Source organism: Burkholderia sp. Bp9140, assembly GCF_003853425.1.
Taxonomy (GTDB): Bacteria; Pseudomonadota; Gammaproteobacteria; order Burkholderiales; family Burkholderiaceae; genus Burkholderia.
Genome location: NZ_QTPQ01000008.1, coordinates 12,301 through 30,994 on the forward strand (window position 1 = coordinate 12,301; position 18,694 = coordinate 30,994).

The following is an 18,694-nucleotide window of genomic DNA, read 5'->3' on the forward strand; positions in this document are numbered from 1 at the left end:
CCATTCGTTCCAACGGCACATGTGACGCGTGACCGGCGTCGCGGGGCCTTCTTCGCAGCGCTCGCCGCGTTCCGGCGGCCGGGTGCCACCCAAGGACGAATGGACATGAAAAATCGCCTTACCCTGAGCATTGCAATCGGCATGACCCTCGGTGTCGTCGCCGGTTATGCGTGCCACACGAACATAGCGAACCCGGCCGCGCTCAAAGCGGTCGCCGGCTACTTCTCGATCGTCACCGACATCTTCCTGCGCCTGATCAAGATGATCATTGCGCCGCTGGTGTTCGTGACGCTCGTGTCCGGCCTGGCCGGCATGGACAGCGGCGAAGACGTCGGCCGCATCGGTGTGCGTTCGATCGGATGGTTCATCTGTGCGTCGCTGATTTCGTTGAGCCTGGGCCTCGTGATGGCCAATGCGCTGCAGCCGGGCGCCGGGCTGAACCTCACGGAAGCCGCCGGCGAGGTCAACACCGGACTCAATACCGCCGCGCTGAACGCACGGGACGTGATCACGCATGCGTTCCCGACCAGCCTGCTCGACGCGATGGCGCGCAACGACATCCTGCAGATCCTGGTGTTCTCGGTCTTTCTCGGCATCGCGCTGAGTGCGCTGAAGCACGACAAGCGGGTCGGCGTCGTGATCCAGTCGATCGACGGCATGGTGCCGGTGATGCTGCGTCTGACGAACTACGTGATGCGCGCGGCGCCGCTCGGCGTATTCGGTGCGATCGCTTCGTCGGTCACGCTGCGCGGGCTCGACGTGATCTACACGTATGGAAAGCTGGTCGGCTCGTTCTATCTCGGGCTGCTGGTCCTGTGGGCGATGCTGATCGGCGCCGGCTACGTGTTTCTCGGGCGGCGAGTCGTCAGCCTGCTGAAGGCCGTGCGCGAACCCGCGCTGATCGCTTTCTCGACCGCGAGCAGCGAGGCGGCCTATCCGCGCCTGACCGAGCAGCTCGAGCAGTTCGGCGTCGACAAGAAAGTGGCGGGCTTCACGCTGCCGCTGGGATACGCGTTCAACCTCGATGGTTCGATGATGTATCAGGCGTTTGCCGCGATCTTCATCGCGCAGGCGTTCGGCGTGCACATGCCGCTGTCGCAGCAGGTCTTCATGCTGCTGGTGCTGATGTTGAGCAGCAAGGGCATGGCGAGCGTGCCGCGCGGCTCGGTGGTCGTGGTCGCGGCGGTCGCGCCGATGTTCCATCTGCCGGCGGCCGGCGTCGCGATGGTCCTGGCGATCGACCAGATCCTCGACATGGGCCGCACGATGACGAACGTGATCGGCAACAGCGTGGCGACGGCGGTGATCGCGAAGTGGGAGAGCCGGCGTGCGGCGAAGCAGGAAGGCGCCGTATTCGACCAGCCGGAGCTGAATGCATGATGCGCACGGATAGCGTGAATGCCCGGCGGAAGTTCGGCGTGATCGGCGGTCTCGGGCCGCTGGGCAGCGCCGACGTGTTCTTCAAGATGGTGAAGGCCACGCCTGCTTCGTCCGACGAGGAGCACGTCGAGATGATTTTCGAGCAATATCCGTTCAAGGGCTCGGGGGCGGGCAGTGCGGCGACCATCGAACGCAAGCTGTACGTGTTCGACATGATCCGGGCGTTCGAGCAGCGTGGCGTGACGACGGTCGTGCTGCCGTGCTTCCTGAGTCATACGTTCATCGACGAGCTGAAGGCGAATACGCGTCTGCCGATCGTGGATATCGTCGAAGCCGTTCGCAGCCACGTGCGGCGCAAGCATCCCGGCGCGACGCGCATCGGCGTGCTGGCTTCGGACTACGTGCGGGACAAGCGGCTCTTCGATGCGTATTTCGCGCCGCCGCAATTCGAAGTCGTCTATCCGCGGTCGCACGAAGGTATCGATCCCGTGACCGAAGCCGTCTACGGAGCCGACGGCATCAAGCGCGGCAATCTTCGCGGCCGGCCGGTCGAGCTGTTGCGCCGCGCATGCGAGGACCTCGCCGATCAGGGCGTGCAGGTCATCGTCCCCGGGCTGACCGAGATCGCGCTGGTCGCGGACGAAATCGGCCCGCAGCGCGTGCCGCTCGTGGATTCGAACCTGGCGTATGCGCAGTACGCGCTGACCGGGCAGCCGGGTTCGCGCGCGGCGACGTTCAAGATCGGCGTGGTCGGCGGCGTGGGCCCGGCCGCGACGGTCGATTTCCTGGACAAGATCGTGCGCAACACGCCGGCGTCGCGCGATCAGGACCATATCAAGCTGCTGGTCGAACAGAATCCGCAGATTCCCGATCGCACCGAGAACCTGGTGGGCACCGGCGCGGATCCGACGATCTCCCTGTACGCGACCTGCAAGAAGCTCGAGGACGGCGATGCCGACGTCATCGCGATTCCGTGCAACACGGCGCATGCGTTCGTCGAGCGGATTCAGCCTTACCTCGGCATTCCGATCGTCAACATGCTGACCGTGACCGCCGCTCATCTGCGCGACACCCGTCCGGCGCTGCGGGAGGTCGGCGTGCTGGCGACGTCGGGCACGATCGAAAGCGGCGTTTACAAGAGGGCGCTCGAGTCGCAAGGACTTCGGCAAGTGGTGCCGGCACCGGCGTTGCAGGCGCGCGTGATGGAAGCGATCTACGGGGAGCGGGGCGTGAAGGCCGGCTTCACGGCCGGGCAGTGCGAGGACGATATCGGCGCTGCCATCGAGGCGCTGATTGCCGAGGGGGTGAGCGTGATCGTGCTCGGATGCACGGAACTGCCGATCCTGCTGCCTGGCGGCGAATATGTCGCGCGGAACGGGGGGCGGGCGACGCTCGTCGATCCGACCGATGTGCTCGCCCGCACGTGCATTGCGTATGCGACGGCGGGTGGCGGTTGAGTCGGTATCTGTTTGGGGCGGGCGTCGATGACCAGGTTGACGCCCGTCGGGTTCGAGGCGCGGTTCAGGCGCCTCGGCATGGCATCAGGTTCTGCCTGCGTCGCCGGCGCCCGGCGCGGCCGGGCGCGTGACGAAATGGCGTCCCGACGAGGGCGCCGCTGCGTCATCCCTGTACGAGGAAAATGCGTAGTTCAGCAACCGGGCCGCCCCCGATATTCTTGCTGCGGCAGTGGGCGCGCCCAGGACCACCGCGAACACGCGTCGCTTGATCGCGGGGGCTTCCTGCGGTCGGCTCGCGGTCGCGACGATGCAATAGCCGGCGGCCGCGGTGTGTCCCGTCTTCAGGCCGTCCACGGACGGATCCATGCCAAGCAGCCAGTTCTTGTTGCGCTTCTCGAATTTTCCGTAGGAAAAGTGCTGTCTGGACGAGTACCCGTAGTATTCCGGGAAGTCCCGCGTGAGACGGAGTGCCAGCGTGGCCAGATCGCGAGCGGTCGAATGGTTGCCTGGCGTCGTGATGCCCGACGGCGTGGTGAAACGCGTGTGCTGCATGCCGATCTGACGCGCCGTGTCGTTCATCAATTGCTCGAAGCCGGACAGCGAGCCGCCGACCCGCTCGGCCAGCACCAGCGCCGCATCGTTCGCCGACGCGACGATCAGGCCCTGGACCAGGCTCCTGATCGTGACGCGCTGTCCGGGGACGAGATACATCCGGGCTTCGTCACTGCCGACTTCCGCCACATCGGACGTGCGGACCGTAACCTTTTCGTCCCAGCCCAGGGTTCCGTCGCGCAGCGCACGAAGAGCGATGTACGCGGTCATGAGCTTGGTGAGCGACGCGGGTTGACGCACCGCGTCCGCGTTGTGCTCGGCCAGAATCTGTTCGGACGCGCCGTCGACGACGAGCCATGACACGGCTTGAATGTTCGGCGGTGCGGGCACGGGCGCGGCTTCGGCCACTGCTGTCAAACAGGTGGTCATGACAGTCAGCAAGAGGGGTAAGCGGCGGAGTGGATGAAATCGTCGTGTCGTATGCCGAGTAACCTGCATGGGAATGTGAGTCGTGACGGGTAGGGCTGATCGGGTGTCGAGCGGATGTGTCGACGGGGAAGCGTCTGGCGTGACGTATCGCGACAGGATTCGCGGACGCCGATCATAAGCGACGACGCGGCGCACGCGATGCCGTGTCGGCATCGCATGATGCGTGTGCGGCATACGACCTCGAACGCGCGGGCCGTACACCGTGGCGACACGCGCCCGCCGAGCGTCGCTTAGCGTGCGCTGTCGATGATCGAGCCGCCGTCCGGCGTGAGGCTGTAACCCGTCAGGAACCGGGCGTCCTTGCTGGCGAGGAACAGGACGACCGGTGCGATGTCGTCGTCGGGTGTACCGAAACGACCCAGCGGGTTGGTCGGTGGCGGCACGTTGGCGTTTTCGTCCCACGTCTGCGCCAACGGCAACACGTTATTGACCGTGATCCGGTCGGCGGCCCATTCGCGCGCGGCGGTTCTCGTCAGCGCACGCACCGCTTCCTTCGCCATGTTGTACGGACCGTACCCCGCGAGACCCATGACGCCGGCCATCGAGCCGAAGTTGATCACGCGGCCTTCGCCGCTCGCTTTCAGGTGCGGATAGGCCGCCTGCATCATCCTCAGGTACGCGATGGGCCCGAGATCGAAGTTGCGTTGCAGTTTGTCCACCGACAATTCGGCGATCGACGAGAACGGCGCGGACGGATCGAATGCATTGTTCACGAGTATGTCGATGCCGCCGCACGTCGTGGCGACCTTGTCGACGGCCGCGTTGATCTGGTCGGCGCTGCCGAGATCGCAAGGGACGCCGAGTGCACGGCCGCCGGCGGCCTCGATGTCGGCGACGACCGCATCGACGTTGGCCGGCGTGAGCGACACGACCGCTACCGTTGCGCCTTCGGCGGCGAACCGTTTCGCGGTGGCGCGTCCGATTCCCCGGCCGGCGCCCGTTACGATGGCAATTTTTCCGCTGAGTCGGGCCATGATGTTCTCCTTTAGCTGACGGTCGCGTGACGCATCGTCGCGACGACGCCGTACGGCGACGGGATGTCGCGCGCTGCGTTCTGCGTGGTGAATGAAACGACGAGACAGACGAGGGCGACCGCTGCAGGCAGTGCGCCTTGTGGCTTGCGAACACCGATGTGCGCCAGTCCGGAAAGCAGCAGGTGATAGAAGATGCCCGCGTACGCGAGATCGCTGAGCGGTACGCCGACACGGGTCAGGATGGCCGCTACGGCGCCGATCTTCGCGACGGTCAGGAGCGGCACGAGATACGCGGGATAGCCGAATCCGACGAGGATTTTGCAGACCCGCTCCCGCTTGACGATGTAGAGCGTCGCGGACGCGAGATAGAGCAGCGACAGCAAGGCGGTGCTGACCCAGTATGCGAAATTTTCGGCCATTTGTTGCGGGTTCCTGAGTTTCGTCGCTATCGACTTGGTGCAAGAATGTCGTCTAAGATGAACGCCCGCAAGTAGGATGATTTTCTGTCTGCTGGTATGGAAAAGATGACTAAAGACGCCGACGAAGTGAACATGCACGACGAAATGCGGCGCGCGTTCGCGCTGCTTTCCGGCAAGTGGAAGCTGGAGATCATGTGGCTGCTCAACCAGCGCGTCTATCGGTTCGGAGAACTACGAAAAGCGATTCCCGGCATCACGCAGCACATGCTGACGGCGCAGTTGCGCGAGCTGGAAGCGGACGGCTTGATTACCCGCACGGTGTTCGCGGAAGTGCCGCCGCGCGTCGAATACGCGATCACCGCGAAGGCGCGTGGCCTCGGGCCGACGATGGAGGCGTTGACGGCGTGGTGGAACGAATACGGGCGAACCGTGCCGGCCAGGCCGCCGGGGCGTGGACGCAGGGCAAGTCCCGCCAAGGCGAAGCCGGAGTGATCTGGCGCGTATTCCCGCATTCGCGCCCGTTCATGGAAAACTGTATGAATATACAGTATAGTATCCGTCGAACTCGAGCGGCGCGGGCATGACCCGTGCGGCACGTGCGCCGCGCCTGCGGGCAACCGCCGCAGCGTTCCGGCACCGTGAATTCCGGCTAACTCATTCAGACGGGCAGGCAAATTGTCATCCAGCAATCTGATCCGCATTCGCGGAGCGCGTCAGCACAACCTCAAGAACCTCGATCTCGACCTGCGCACCGGCGAAATGACGGTCGTCACCGGCCCGTCGGGCTCCGGCAAGTCGAGCCTCGTGTTCGACACGCTGTACGCGGAAGGCCAGCGGCGCTATGTCGAGACGTTCAGCGCGTATGCGCGGCAGTTCCTCGACCGGATGGACCGCCCGCAGGTCGAGCGCGTCGACGGCGTGCCGCCCGCGATCGCGATCGACCAGACCAACCCGGTCCGCAGTTCGCGCTCGACCGTCGGCACGATGACCGAGCTCAACGATCACCTGAAGCTGCTGTACGCGCGCGCGGCCGAGCTGTTCGACCGCCAGACCGCGCGGCAGGTGCGGCATGACACGCCCGAGACGATCTACGCGGAACTCGTCGAGCGCACGCGCGCCGACGATCCGCGCGTCGTCGTCACGTTCCCGGTCGAGCTGCCGGAAAGCGCGTCCGAGGACGAAGTCGCGCAGTGGCTGTCCGCGAGCGGCTACACGCGCGTGCAGGCGCAGCGCGAAGTCGCGTCGCCCACGGGGCCGCGCAAGCTGCTCGACGTGGTGGCCGACCGCTTCCGCGTCCAGCAGGCCGACAAGGTGCGCGTGGTCGAGGCGATCGAGGCGTCGCTGAAGCGCGGCGGCGGGCGCGTGAACGTGTACGTGCTTGCACCGGAGGCAGAAAACGCGCTCGCCGAGCCGCAGGTCTGGCGTTTCTCCACCGGCCTGCACGATCCCGACAGCGACCTGCGCTACGCGGAGCCGCAGGCGGCGCTGTTCTCGTTCAACTCGGCCTACGGCGCATGCGAAACCTGCCGCGGCTTCGGCCGCGTGATCGGCGTCGATCTCGGCCTCGTGATCCCCGACGCGCGCAAGACGCTGCGCGGCGGCGCGATCAAGCCGATGCAGACGCCCGCATGGAAGGAATGCCAGGACGACCTGATGCGCTACGCGGCGAAGGCCGGCATCCCGCGCGACACGCCGTGGTCGGACCTGACGGACGCCGAGCGCGACTGGGTGATCAACGGCTCGCCGGACTGGAACGGCAAGTGGCAGAGCCAGTGGTACGGCGTCAAACGCTTCTTCGGCTACCTCGAATCGAAAGCGTACAAGATGCATATCCGCGTGCTGCTGTCGAAGTACCGCAGCTACACGCCGTGCGACGTCTGCGGCGGCGCGCGCCTGAAGACGGAATCGCTGCAGTGGCGGCTCGGCTCGAAGGCGAACGCCGACGCGGTGCTCGCGCCCGCCGAGCGTTTCATGCCGCGCGGCGTCGACTGGACGCGCACGCAGCTCGAGGCGCTGCCGGGCCTGACGGTGCACGACCTGATGCTGCTGCCGATCGAGCGCATCCGCCGCTTCTTCGACGCAGTCAGCCTGCCGAGCGCGCTGCTCGACGATGCGCTGAAGCTGCTGCTCGCCGAGGTGCGCACGCGCCTGAAATACCTGTGCGACGTGGGGCTCGGCTACCTGACGCTCGACCGGCAGAGCCGCACGCTGTCGGGCGGCGAAGTTCAGCGGATCAACCTGACCACGGCGCTCGGCACGTCGCTCACGAAAACGCTGTTCGTGCTCGACGAGCCCAGCATCGGGCTGCATCCGCGCGACCTCACGCGGATCGTCGAGGCGATGCAGCGGCTGCGCGACGCGGGCAATACGCTGGTGGTCGTCGAGCACGATCCGTCGGTGATGCTCGCGGCCGACCGGCTGATCGACATGGGCCCGGGCCCCGGCGAGCGCGGCGGCACGATCGTCTACGACGGCACGCCGGGCGACATCCGCTCCGCGCCTACGCTGACGGGCGAGTATCTCGGCGGCCGCAAGCACGTCGCGCATGCGTCGAACTGGGCGCGCCGTCCGGTCGACGCGAACACGCCGCGCATCGTGCTCGAAGGCGCGACCGAGCACAACCTGCGCGACGTGACGGTCGAGATTCCGCTGCAGCGGCTCGTGTGCGTGACGGGCGTGTCGGGTTCCGGCAAGTCGACGCTGCTGCAGGACGTGCTCCATCCGGCGATGGCGCGTCACCACGGCAAGGCGACCGAGTCGCCGGGCGCGTTCCGCAACCTCGCGGGCGCCGACCAGGTCGGCGACGTCGTGTTCGTCGACCAGTCGCCGATCGGCAAGACCACGCGTTCGAACCCGGCCAGCTATGTCGGCGCGTTCGACGAGATCCGCAAGCTGTTCGCGAAGGCGCCGCTCGCGCTGCAACGCGGTTACGGCGCCGGCACGTTCAGCTTCAACTCGGGCGACGGCCGTTGCCCGACCTGCGGCGGCTCGGGCTTCGAGCACATCGAGATGCAGTTCCTGAGCGACGTCTACCTGCGTTGCCCGGACTGCGACGGCAGCCGCTACCGCGCCGAGATTCTCGAAGTGCGCATCGAGCGCGACGGCCGCGCGCTGAACATCGCCGACGTGCTCGACCTGACCGTCAGCGAAGCGGCCGCGTTCTTTGCCGCCGACGCCGAGGTGCTGCGCGTGCTGCAGCCGATCGTCGACGTCGGCCTCGAATACGTGAAGCTCGGCCAGCCGGTGCCGACGTTGTCCGGCGGCGAAGCGCAGCGGCTGAAGCTGGCCGGCTTCCTCGCCGAATCGGCGGCGGCCGCCGGCGGGCGCCGGGTCGCCAGCGAAGAGGCGCGCATCGCGCGCGCGAAGCTGTTCATGTTCGACGAGCCGACCACCGGGCTGCACTTCGACGACATCGCGAAGCTGATGCAGGCGTTCGGCAAGCTGCTCGCGGCCGGCCATTCGCTGATCGTGATCGAGCACAACCTCGACGTGATCCGCGCGGCGGACTGGCTGATCGATCTCGGCCCCGAGGGCGGCGACGGCGGCGGCCTCGTGCTGTGCGCGGGCACGCCCGACGACGTGAAGGCCTGCGCGCAATCGCATACCGGCGTCGCGCTGCTGCAGTACGACCGTGCGATGGATGGCGAAACGGCGCTCGCCGACGAAGGCGTGCCGCTGCAGGCCGTGCTGAACGCCGCACGCGAGCGGCGCGCGATCGAGGGCGAGGACGTCGTGCGGATCGTCAATGCACGCGAGCACAACCTGAAGGCGCTCGACGTCGACATTCCGCACGGCAAGTTCAACGTGATCACCGGCGTGTCGGGTTCCGGCAAGTCGACGCTCGCGTTCGACATCCTGTTCCACGAAGGCCAGCGCCGCTACCTCGAATCGCTGAACGCGTATGCGCGCTCGATCGTGCAGCCGGCCGGGCGGCCGGAAGTCGACGCGGTGTACGGCATTCCGCCGACGGTGGCGATCGAGCAGCGCCTGTCGCGCGGCGGCCGCAAGAGCACGGTCGCGACCACCTCCGAGGTCTGGCACTTCCTGCGGCTGCTGTATGTGAAGCTCGGCCTGCAGCATTGCATCCACGACGGCACGCCGGTCACGTCGCAAACCGTCGAGTCGATCGCCGCACAACTGCTGCGCGACCATCGCGGCGAGCACGTCGGGCTGCTCGCGCCGCTCGTGGTCAACCGCAAGGGCGTGTATACCGACCTCGCGAAGTGGGCGAAGGCGCGCGGCAGCACGCATCTGCGCGTCGACGGCGAGTTCGTCACGGTCGATCCGTGGCCGAAGCTCGATCGCTTCCGCGAGCACACGATCGAGCTGCCGGTGGCTGACATCGTCGTGTCACCGGACAACGAGGCCGAGTTGCGGCGGCGGCTCGACGAGACGCTCGAGCTCGGCAAGGGCGTGATGCATCTGCTCGCGCCGCTCGACGGGCTGCACCACGCGATGCAGAACGATCATTCGACCGCACGCGTCGGCGAGGTCAAGGTGCTGTCGGTCAAGCGTGCGTGCCCGGTGTGCGGCACGAGCTATCCGGAACTCGATCCGCGGATGTTCTCGTACAACAGCAAGCACGGCTGGTGCACGACCTGCGTCGGCACCGGCGTCACGCTCACGCGCGAACAGCGCGCGGCGTACGACGACACGGTGCTCGCCGGGGACGATCGCGGCCGCGAGCAGACGCTGCCGTCGGACGAGCAGGAGCCGGAAGGCGTCGGCAACGAGCCGTGCCCGGATTGCGGCGGCACGCGCCTGAACCCGTCCGCGCGTGCGGTCACGTTCGATGCGCATCCGATCGTCGAGGTCGCGCAGTGGACGGTGTCCGATACGCGCCGCTGGATCGATGCGCTGGAACTGACCGGCCGCGACGCGCAGATCGCGCGCGACATCGTCAGCGAGATCGGCAGCCGCCTCGCGTTTCTCGAGGAGGTCGGGCTCGGCTACCTGAGCCTCGATCGCGCGGCGCCGAGCCTGTCGGGCGGCGAAGCGCAACGCATCCGGCTCGCCGCGCAGCTCGGCAGCAACCTGCAGGGCGTGTGCTACGTGCTCGACGAGCCGACGATCGGCCTGCATCCGCGCGACAACCAGATCCTGCTGGACGCGCTGCGCAAGCTCGGCGACAAGGGCAACACGCTCGTCGTCGTCGAGCATGACGAGGACACGATTCGCCGCGCCGATCACATCATCGACGTCGGCCCGGGCGCCGGCAAGCGCGGCGGCACGCTGGTCGCCGAGGGCGCGGTCGCCGATCTGGCCGCGCAGCCGGATTCGGTGACGGGGCGCCTGCTCGCGCAACCGATGACGCACCCGCTGCAACCGCGCCGCGCGGTGAGCCTGCCGGGCAGGAAGGGCGCACCGGCGGTGCCGGAAGCCTGGCTGACCGTGCATGGCGCCAGGCTGCACAACCTGCGCGACGTCACTGTCGGCATTCCGCTTGCGCGGCTCGTCGCGGTGACGGGGGTGAGCGGCTCCGGCAAGTCGACGCTCGCGCGCGACGTGCTGATGACAAACCTGCTCGACGCGGTCGGCCGCTCGGTGCTGTCGTCGCCGGCCACGCGGCGCGCGCGCAAGGCCGCGCAGCAGGACGCGCCGGCCGCCAACCGCCGCTCGAGCGTGCTCGCGCGCAGCGCACCGCGGCCGTCGCTGAACGTCACGCATGCGTGGCAGGGCTGCGAGTTGCTGAGCGGCTGGGAGCGGATCGACCGCGTGCTCGAAGTCGACCAGACGCCGATCGGCAAGACGCCGCGTTCGTGTCCGGCCACCTACATCGGCGTGTGGGACACGATCCGCAAGCTGTTCGCCGATACGCTGGAAGCGCGTGCGCGCGGCTACACGGCGTCGCGCTTCTCGTTCAACACCGGCGACGGGCGCTGCCCCGCGTGCGAAGGGCAAGGCGTGCGCACGATCGGGATGAGCTTCCTGCCCGACGTGAAGGTGCCGTGCGATGTGTGCCACGGGCAGCGCTTCAATCCGGAGACGCTCGCGGTCACGTGGCGCGGCCGGAACATCGGCGACGTGCTGACGATGGAGATCGACGAAGCGGTCGAGTTCTTCGCGCCGATTACGAACATCGCGCATCCGCTGCAGCTGATGAAGGACGTCGGCCTCGGCTACCTGACGCTCGGCCAGCCGTCGCCGACGCTGTCCGGCGGCGAGGCGCAGCGGATCAAGCTCGTCACCGAGCTCACGAAGGTGCGCGACGACATCACGCGGCGCGGCCAGAAGGCGCCGCACACGCTGTACGTGCTCGACGAGCCGACGGTCGGCCTGCACATGGCCGACGTCGCGAAGCTGATCCGCGTGCTGCACCGGCTGGTCGATGGAGGCCATAGCGTCGTCGTGATCGAGCACGATCTCGACGTGATCGCCGAAGCCGACTGGATCATCGATCTCGGCCCGGAAGGCGGCGTGGGCGGTGGCACGATCGTCGCGGCGGCGCCGCCGGAAGGGCTTGTGCAGGTGAGGGCGAGCCATACCGGGCACGCGCTGAAGCCCGTGCTGGCGCGCACGGCCGCGGCGGGCGATGAAGCGGTGAGCCAGGGAGAAGCGCGGGTCGGTTGAACGCGGTGCTTCCGGTGAGCGGCCCCGGTGCCTGGTCAGGCACCGGGGCCGCTTTGACATTCGTCCGTGCGATCAGCCAGCCACCGCACTCATTCGCCCTTGACGCCGATCGTCTCGATGATGGTCTCCAGTTGCGGGCTCATCGGCAGGTTCAGACTCTTGCCCGACGGCAGCGGACGCAGGAACCAGCGCTTGTACTGACGCGTGATCTCGCCGTCGACGGCCAGCTCCTCGAACGTGCTCTTCACGACCTGCGCGAGCTGCGGATCGTCCTTGCGGAACATGATGCCGTACGGGTCGTATGACAGGAAATCGCCAACCACGTCGTACTGCCCGCCCTTGCCCGCATTCTCCGCAATCAGGCCGTACAGCAGCACGTCGTCCGTCGCGAACGCATCGGCGCGGCCGTTCGCGACGAGCGCGAAGCCCTGTGCGTGGTCCGGCACCACCTGCAGCTGGATCCCGAGCCTGAACCGCTGGTCCAGGTCGCGCAGCGCCTTCTCGTTGGTCGTGCCGGCCGTCACCGCGACCTTCCTGCCCGCGAGATCGCGGAACGAGCGGATCGGCGAGCCTCGCTTCACCATCACCTTCGTGCCGGCCACGAAGATGATCGGCGAGAACGCCACGCGCTTCTGGCGCTCCAGGTTGCTCGTCGTGGAGCCGCATTCCAGATCGACCGCGCCGCTGACCACCGCGTCGATGCGGTTGTCGGACGTGACCGGCACCCAGCGGATCGTCAGGCTCTTGTTGACCGCATCCTCGATCGACGACACGAGCGCCTTGCAGAGCTCGATCGAATAACCGATCGGCTGGTTGCGCGCATTCAGGTACGAGAACGGTATCGATGCGTCGCGATAGCCGAGCGCGATCGTGCCGCTGCCGCGCACCTTCGCGAGCGTGCCGGTCAGCTGGGCCGGCGCGAACGGCTCGACGCGCGGCGGCGGTGATGGCGCATCTTCCGCGCGCGCGCTTGCGCCCGCGGCAAGCAGGCCCGCGAGTGCGAGCGTACGCCAGAATCGCTGCATCTTCATCGCAAGCCCCCCGTCAGACATCCGCCGGATGTGCGATCGTCCCTTCCTGCTCCGCGTCGATGCGTGCCAGGTTGGCCTCGGCTTCCGCCTCCGACATGAGCTGGCCTTCCCACTTCGCGACCACCGCGCTGGCGATCGAGTTGCCGACCGCATTGGTGGCCGAACGGCCCATGTCGAGGAACGTGTCGACGCCGAGGATCAGCAGCAGCCCGGCCTCCGGAAGCCCGAACTGGTGCAGCGTGGCGGCGATCACGACGAGCGATGCGCGCGGCACGCCCGCCATCCCCTTCGACGTCAGCATCAGGACCAGCAGCATCGTGACCTGCGTGCCGAGCGACAGGTGGATGTTGTACGCCTGCGCGATGAACAGCGACGCGAACGTGCAGTACATCATCGAGCCGTCGAGGTTGAACGAATAGCCCATCGGCATCACGAAGCTCGAGATTTTGCGGCGCACGCCGAACCGGTCGAGCGCGTCGAGGATCTTCGGGTACGCGGCTTCGGAACTCGCCGTCGCGAACGACAGCATGAACGCTTCCTTGATCAGCACCAGCAGCTTGAACACGCGACGGCCGAGGAACACCAGCCCGGCACATACGAGCAACGTCCAGAGCAGGAACAGGCTGACGTAGAAGTCGCCCATGAACACCGCGAACTTCAGCAGCACCGACAGCCCGTTGACCGCGACGGTCGCGGCCATCGCGGCCAGCACTGCGAGCGGCGCGAGCTTCATCACGTAGCCGGTGATCTTGAGCATCACGTGCGACAGCTGGTCGATCGCGGCCACGAGGATCTTGCCGCGCTCGCCGAGCGCGGCGAGCGCCACGCCGAAGAACATCGAGAACACGACGATCTGCAGGATCTCGTTGTTGCTCATGGCCTCCGCGAACGACTTCGGCACCATGTGGCTGACGAAATCCTTGAGCGTGAACTTGGAGGTCGCGAGGTTCGCCGATGCGCCGATGTCCGGCAGCGGCAAGCCGAGGTTGTCGCCGGGCCGCAGCAGGTTCGCCATCAGCAGCCCGAGCAGCAGCGAGATCAGCGATGCGGTGACGAACCAGCCGAACGCCTTCACGAACACGCGCCCGACCGATGCGGCGTCGCCCATGTGCGCGATCCCGACGACCAGCGTCGAAAATACGAGCGGCCCGATCACCATCTTGATCAACCGCAGGAACACATCGGAGACGAGCGAGATGTATCCGGCGATTTCGGTGGTGGCCTTTTTGTCAGGAAAGCTCGTGAAGATCATGTAGCCGATCACGATGCCTGCCAGCATCGCGATCAGGATCCAGACGGCTGCAGCATTCTTTTTCTGCATCGTGAGCCTCCCATGCACCGGTTCTGCAACCGGGAATGGAAGGACAATACAGGACGCGAACGGCGATGAACAGTGCAACCGGGGGCGGGGTTTGCGCTAGCGCCGCGTCGCGACCGATTGCCCGGCAGCGATTGCGCCGGTGGCGCCTCGTGCCTGGGGCCGGTACAACCCGATCCCCGATTGGTGCGGGGCAGCAGATTGCCGGTTCAGCGGCGCCTTGATTGCGGTGACCGGGTGCAGGGACCTCGCTGCTCGTCGATCTCCTGCGCGAATGTGCCCCGACGATGCTGCGTTGCCGTTCCACCGTGCGGCACCTCCGGTTGCGGGATGTCGCACTAGTCGTGCGCATCGGGGTCCAGCAGGCTCTTGCTGAAATCGCACGCCTGCACCGCCAGCCGGACGATTTCCGCCGTCAGCGAATGGGCGCGCTCGGCGCGATGCAGCGCGACGTAGCGAACCGGCGGCAGCGCCGGCCGCGTGCGCACGATCTCCAGCGCTTCACATGAGACCAGATGCGCGACGCACGCCTTCGGCAGATAGCTGACGCCCAGCCCCGACAGCGTCAGGCCGATCTGCGCGATCAGGCTGTTGCTCGACAGCACGCGCTGCATCGCGACGCCGTGTTCCTGCAGGAAGCGCGTGTACAGGTGCCCGGTGCCCGACAGGTTGCCTTGCAGGATGAGCGGAAACCGGGCGATGTCCGTCAGCGAAAGGGTTGCCGTGCGCTTCGGCATGAGCCCCGCCGCGCACATCCACGCATTGTCGACTTCGCCGACCACCGTCGCCGCGAACGATTCCGTCGCATGAATCTGCGGGACGACGATCAGGTCGATCGTGTCGGCCGCGAGACGCTCGCGTAGCGTCGCGGTCAGGTCCACCTCGGCCTCCACGTGCACCCGCGGATACGCGGCCTGGATCGCCGCGACCAGGCGCGGCAGCCAGGTCAGCGCGGTCAGTTCGGTCACGCCGATCCGGACATGCCGCACCAGCGCTTCCTTCGAACTGATCCGCTCGACGACGCGGTCGCGCTGCGCGAGCAATTCCTTTGCGTGGTCGAACAGTTCGGCGCCCTTGTCGGTGAGTCGCGCGCTGCGATGGGCGCGATCGAACACGGTCAGGTCGAACGCGCGTTCGAGCTCCTGGATTCGCTTCGACACCGCCGATTGCGTCGTGTTGAGACGTGTCGCCGCCGCGTCGAAGGATCCGAGCTGCACGATCCAGTACAGCGCTTCCATCTGCTTGAACGTGAGCATGGCCTCGCACTCGATAGATGAGGAAAAGCGATATTTTCGCATGTCAAAAAATCGCTTTTTTTACCTATTTCGGCTGTTTAAGGTTCTGCCATCGCGTCGCTGAACGAGTGCGTTCACCAGAAAACGCGCCGCATCGCCGCCCGCGCTCAATCGACCCCCTTATTTGGAGACAGCATGGACACCGTCATCGAATCCCCACCCGTCCCCGACGCGGCGCGCAAGCCGCGTATCGGCCTCGCCTGGCAGATCGTCATCGGTCTCGTCATCGGCATCGCCACCGGGTTCGTGTTGACCCGGTTCCCGCAATTGCGCGACACGGCCGTGTCCGGATTGCTGCAGCCGGCCGGCGACATCTTCATCAAGCTGGTGCGGATGATCGTCGTGCCGATCGTGTTCACGAGCATGGTGATCGGCATCGCCGGCGTGGGCGACGGCAAGTCGCTCGGCCGCATCGGCATCAAGACACTGTTGTATTTCGAGGTGATCACGACGATCGCGATCGTCCTCGGGCTCGTGATCGGCAACGTGCTGCAGCCGGGCGTCGGCACCGACATGTCGCAACTCGGGCACACCGACATTTCCCGCTACCAGCAAGCGACGCAACAGGTGCAGCAGGCGCACCACGGGCTGATGGCGCTGGTGCTCGGCATCATCCCGGACAACATCGTCGCGTCGATGGCGAAGGGCGACCTGCTGCCGGTGATCTTCTTCTCGCTGCTGTTCGGGCTCGGGCTGCAATCGGTGCCGGAAGAACACCGCAAGCCGGTGATCGCGATGCTCAAGGGCGTCGCCGATGCGATGTTCAAGGTGACGAACATGGTGATGCGCTACGCGCCGATCGGTGTGTGTGCGCTGATCGCGGTGACGGTCGCGAGCTTCGGCTTCGGGTCGCTGCTGCCGCTGCTGAAGCTGGTCGCCGTGACCTACTTCGCGATCCTGCTGTTCGCGATCGCCGTGTTGGGCCTCACCGCGCGGCTGTTCGGGTTCCGCATCCTGACGCTGCTGCGCGTGATCAAGGACGAGCTGATCATCGCGTTCTCGACCTGCAGCTCGGCGACCGTGCTGCCGCAATTGATGAAAAAGATGGAGGACTACGGCGTGCCGAAGAGCATCACGACGTTCGTGGTGCCGACCGGCTACACGTTCAACCTCGACGGCGCGTCGATCTATCTCGGCATCGGCACGCTGTTCGTCGCGCAGCTCTACGGCGTGCACCTCGACTGGCAGCAGCAGGTCCTGCTGACGCTGACCATGGTCGTCACGTCGAAGGGGGCCGCGGGTGTGCCGGGCTTCATGTTCGTGATCATGCTCGCGACGCTCGCGAGTGCGGGGCTGCCGCTCGAAGGGCTGGCATTCATCGCCGGCGTGGACCGGATCATGGACATGGGCCGCACCGCGCTGAACGTCGTCGGCAACGCACTCGCGCCGCTCGTCATCGCGAAATGGGAAGGCCGGTACGACGCCGAGAAGGGCCGTGCGTATCTGGAATCGCTGCGCGGGTGAACGCCGCCATGCCTGCATCGCACAACATACCGAAGCAAACAGGAGCATCGAAGATGAGCAGTACCCGTGGAGCACTTTTTCCCGACGCATTGATGCAGCAGGTCAACGCGCGCTTTCATCACGTCGATCGTGACCTCGATGGTCGCGAGCGGCTGTTCTTCGACAACGCGGGGGGCTCGTTCCGGCTGAAGGACGCGGTCGACGCGTATGCGCGGATCGATGCGCTGCCCGATTGCCCGGAGCGCATCCATGCGCGCGCGCTCGATCTCCAGGCGATCCAGTCGCGCGGCGAGGACGACGTTCGTACGATCCTGAACGCGCAGGGCGGCACCGTATACGCGTCGCTGACGGCGTCGGGCGCGATGTTCGACATGGTGCGCGCGATCATGGAGAACGTGCCGGGTACCAATGCGGTGACGACAGTGCTCGAGCATCCGTCGTCCTACGACGCGATGACGTACTACGCGGAACGGACGGGCAAGACGCTGCGTATCGCGCCGAGCAATCCGGAGACCGGCGGGGTGGACGTCGATGCGATCGTATCGCTGGTCGACGCCGATACCGCGCTGCTCAGCGTGATGTATGCATCGAACATCTCCGGCGCGAAATTCGACATCGAGACGATCGTCGCGCGTGCGCGGGAGAAGAAACCCGGGCTGTTCATCGTCGTCGACGCGGTCCAGCATGCGCCGCACGGTGTCATCGACCTGGAGCGCACGCCGGTCGACGCGATCAACTTCGCGCCGTACAAGTTCTTCGGGTGCCGCGGCTCGGGCATCTCGTGGCTGTCGCCGCGCGCGGCCGCGTTGCCGCATCACCGGCTCGCTGCGAAGGAGACCGGCGTATGGGAGCTGGGCAGCCCCGCGCCCGCGCAGTTTGCGGTCGTGACGTCGATCGTCGATTACGTCACGTGGATCGGGCGGTATTTCCTTGACTCGGATGATCGGCGCACGCTGTTCGTCGAGGGCATGCAGCGGATCGAACTGCATGAACGCGCACTGCTGGCCGCGTTGCTCGATGGATGCGGCGGCCGTCGCGGGCTGCGGTCGATCGAGGGTGTTGAAGTCTACTGGGATCACGACGACCTGACGAAGCGCGACCTGATCGTCGGGATCGGCTTCGCGAACCTCGAACCGACGCAAGCGGTGCGGGAATACGAGAAGCATGGCGTGATCGTCTATGAACGCGTCGCGTCGAGCCTGTATTCAGGCAGGATGCTGAAGTCGTTCGGGCTCGGCGGCGCGGTGCGGATATCGCCGCTCCATTGTCATGCGCCGGACGATATCGCGCGATTCCTGGCGATTACCGAAGCGCTGGTGGGGAACCGGTGATTGACGGGGCGGGCGGGATCTGCCGGATTCTCGACGTGATGCGCGGTTCAGAATGGCGGCGTGGTGACGGTCTGCGGCAAGATGGTTGATCAGGCGGGGTTGTTGCGCTGCGCGGATTGACGAGTTGGCTGCGGTGGTTCGCCAGGCGCCGAACGGGACGGCCGGCGAGTGATGCGCAATCATGTGTTCGCGCGATACGGTCCGCACTCATCCGAGGAATAGGGTGTCGCGGTCAGCGGCGGACTGGATGACGCGAACGTCTGACGTGCAGCTTCGACGAAGAAGCCGGCCCGGGGATCAATGGCGCTGGCTTCTTTTTCAGTTTGCGAATTTGCGAGGGACGTGATGCCATTTGTCCGCCGCCAGTTTCGGACATTCGCGTATGGAGCGCCAGGGTTCCGGGTTTCCCTCATT

The 18,694-nt window shown here is 66.4% G+C and carries 12 protein-coding genes; 6 read left to right on the forward strand and 6 right to left on the reverse strand.

Features of this window, described 5'->3' with window-relative positions:
• Positions 1–105 precede the first annotated feature (105 nt).
• Together DIE21_RS08775 and DIE21_RS08780 are read left to right on the forward strand one after the other, a co-directional pair.
• Positions 106–1,380, forward strand: a complete 1,275-nt coding sequence (locus DIE21_RS08775) for a dicarboxylate/amino acid:cation symporter (protein ID WP_124497326.1) — start codon at positions 106–108, stop codon at positions 1,378–1,380.
• Positions 1,377–2,837 carry an amino acid racemase gene (locus DIE21_RS08780; protein WP_409364623.1) on the forward strand — a complete coding sequence of 487 codons (1,461 nt, stop codon included), beginning with the start codon at positions 1,377–1,379 and terminating at the stop codon, positions 2,835–2,837. The genes DIE21_RS08775 and DIE21_RS08780 overlap by 4 nt, the downstream gene beginning before the upstream one ends.
• An 84-nt stretch (positions 2,838–2,921) precedes the next feature.
• Here the strand turns inward: DIE21_RS08780 and DIE21_RS08785 are convergent, their stop codons facing one another.
• The 3 genes from DIE21_RS08785 to DIE21_RS08795 all read right to left on the reverse strand — a co-directional run bounded on the left by DIE21_RS08785 (position 2,922) and on the right by DIE21_RS08795 (position 5,271).
• Positions 2,922–3,818, reverse strand: coding sequence for a D-alanyl-D-alanine carboxypeptidase family protein (locus tag DIE21_RS08785; RefSeq protein WP_260426654.1), 897 nt, complete (start codon positions 3,816–3,818; stop codon positions 2,922–2,924).
• A gap of 290 nt (positions 3,819–4,108) precedes the next feature.
• Complete coding sequence (locus tag DIE21_RS08790; RefSeq protein ID WP_124497327.1) at positions 4,109–4,852, reverse strand: SDR family NAD(P)-dependent oxidoreductase; 744 nt, start codon at positions 4,850–4,852, stop codon at positions 4,109–4,111.
• Between the two features lie 11 nt (positions 4,853–4,863).
• Positions 4,864–5,271, reverse strand: a complete 408-nt coding sequence (locus tag DIE21_RS08795; RefSeq protein WP_124497328.1) for a DoxX family protein — start codon at positions 5,269–5,271, stop codon at positions 4,864–4,866.
• A gap of 105 nt (positions 5,272–5,376) precedes the next feature.
• Here DIE21_RS08795 and DIE21_RS08800 point away from each other — a divergent pair, with 105 nt between their 5' ends.
• Both DIE21_RS08800 and uvrA read left to right on the forward strand, forming a co-directional pair.
• Entirely contained in the window at positions 5,377–5,763 is a 387-nt protein-coding gene (locus DIE21_RS08800; protein ID WP_409364624.1) for a winged helix-turn-helix transcriptional regulator, read from the forward strand.
• 183 nt (positions 5,764–5,946) lie between these two features.
• Positions 5,947–11,841, forward strand: a complete 5,895-nt coding sequence (gene uvrA / locus DIE21_RS08805) for an excinuclease ABC subunit UvrA (protein ID WP_124497330.1) — start codon at positions 5,947–5,949, stop codon at positions 11,839–11,841.
• 89 nt (positions 11,842–11,930) lie between these two features.
• Here uvrA and DIE21_RS08810 read toward each other — a convergent pair whose 3' ends face one another.
• The 3 genes from DIE21_RS08810 to DIE21_RS08825 all read right to left on the reverse strand — a co-directional run bounded on the left by DIE21_RS08810 (position 11,931) and on the right by DIE21_RS08825 (position 15,446).
• On the reverse strand, positions 11,931–12,872 hold the full coding sequence (locus DIE21_RS08810) for an amino acid ABC transporter substrate-binding protein (protein WP_124497331.1): 942 nt from the start codon (positions 12,870–12,872) through the stop codon (positions 11,931–11,933).
• Between the two features lie 13 nt (positions 12,873–12,885).
• On the reverse strand, positions 12,886–14,193 hold the full coding sequence (locus DIE21_RS08815; protein ID WP_124497332.1) for a dicarboxylate/amino acid:cation symporter: 1,308 nt from the start codon (positions 14,191–14,193) through the stop codon (positions 12,886–12,888).
• Positions 14,194–14,528: 335 nt separating this feature from the next.
• Entirely contained in the window at positions 14,529–15,446 is a 918-nt protein-coding gene (locus DIE21_RS08825) for a LysR family transcriptional regulator (protein WP_124497334.1), read from the reverse strand.
• 174 nt (positions 15,447–15,620) lie between these two features.
• Between DIE21_RS08825 and gltP the strand changes: the two genes are divergently transcribed.
• Positions 15,621–16,949 carry a glutamate/aspartate:proton symporter GltP gene (gene gltP / locus DIE21_RS08830; RefSeq protein WP_124497335.1) on the forward strand — a complete coding sequence of 443 codons (1,329 nt, stop codon included), beginning with the start codon at positions 15,621–15,623 and terminating at the stop codon, positions 16,947–16,949.
• Positions 16,950–17,002: 53 nt separating this feature from the next.
• Complete coding sequence (locus tag DIE21_RS08835) at positions 17,003–18,280, forward strand: aminotransferase class V-fold PLP-dependent enzyme (RefSeq protein ID WP_124497336.1); 1,278 nt, start codon at positions 17,003–17,005, stop codon at positions 18,278–18,280.
• Positions 18,281–18,694: the final 414 nt, after the last annotated feature.

Coding starts and splice junctions, on each gene's coding strand:
- DIE21_RS08775 (WP_124497326.1), top strand. CDS start 106: ATGAAAAATCGCCTTACCCTGAGCATTGCAATCGGCATGACCCTCGGT.
- DIE21_RS08780 (WP_409364623.1), top strand. CDS start 1,377: ATGATGCGCACGGATAGCGTGAATGCCCGGCGGAAGTTCGGCGTGATC.
- DIE21_RS08785 (WP_260426654.1), bottom strand. CDS start 3,818: ATGACCACCTGTTTGACAGCAGTGGCCGAAGCCGCGCCCGTGCCCGCA.
- DIE21_RS08790 (WP_124497327.1), bottom strand. CDS start 4,852: ATGGCCCGACTCAGCGGAAAAATTGCCATCGTAACGGGCGCCGGCCGG.
- DIE21_RS08795 (WP_124497328.1), bottom strand. CDS start 5,271: ATGGCCGAAAATTTCGCATACTGGGTCAGCACCGCCTTGCTGTCGCTG.
- DIE21_RS08800 (WP_409364624.1), top strand. CDS start 5,377: ATGACTAAAGACGCCGACGAAGTGAACATGCACGACGAAATGCGGCGC.
- DIE21_RS08810 (WP_124497331.1), bottom strand. CDS start 12,872: ATGAAGATGCAGCGATTCTGGCGTACGCTCGCACTCGCGGGCCTGCTT.
- DIE21_RS08815 (WP_124497332.1), bottom strand. CDS start 14,193: ATGCAGAAAAAGAATGCTGCAGCCGTCTGGATCCTGATCGCGATGCTG.
- DIE21_RS08825 (WP_124497334.1), bottom strand. CDS start 15,446: ATGCTCACGTTCAAGCAGATGGAAGCGCTGTACTGGATCGTGCAGCTC.
- gltP (WP_124497335.1), top strand. CDS start 15,621: ATGGACACCGTCATCGAATCCCCACCCGTCCCCGACGCGGCGCGCAAG.
- DIE21_RS08835 (WP_124497336.1), top strand. CDS start 17,003: ATGAGCAGTACCCGTGGAGCACTTTTTCCCGACGCATTGATGCAGCAG.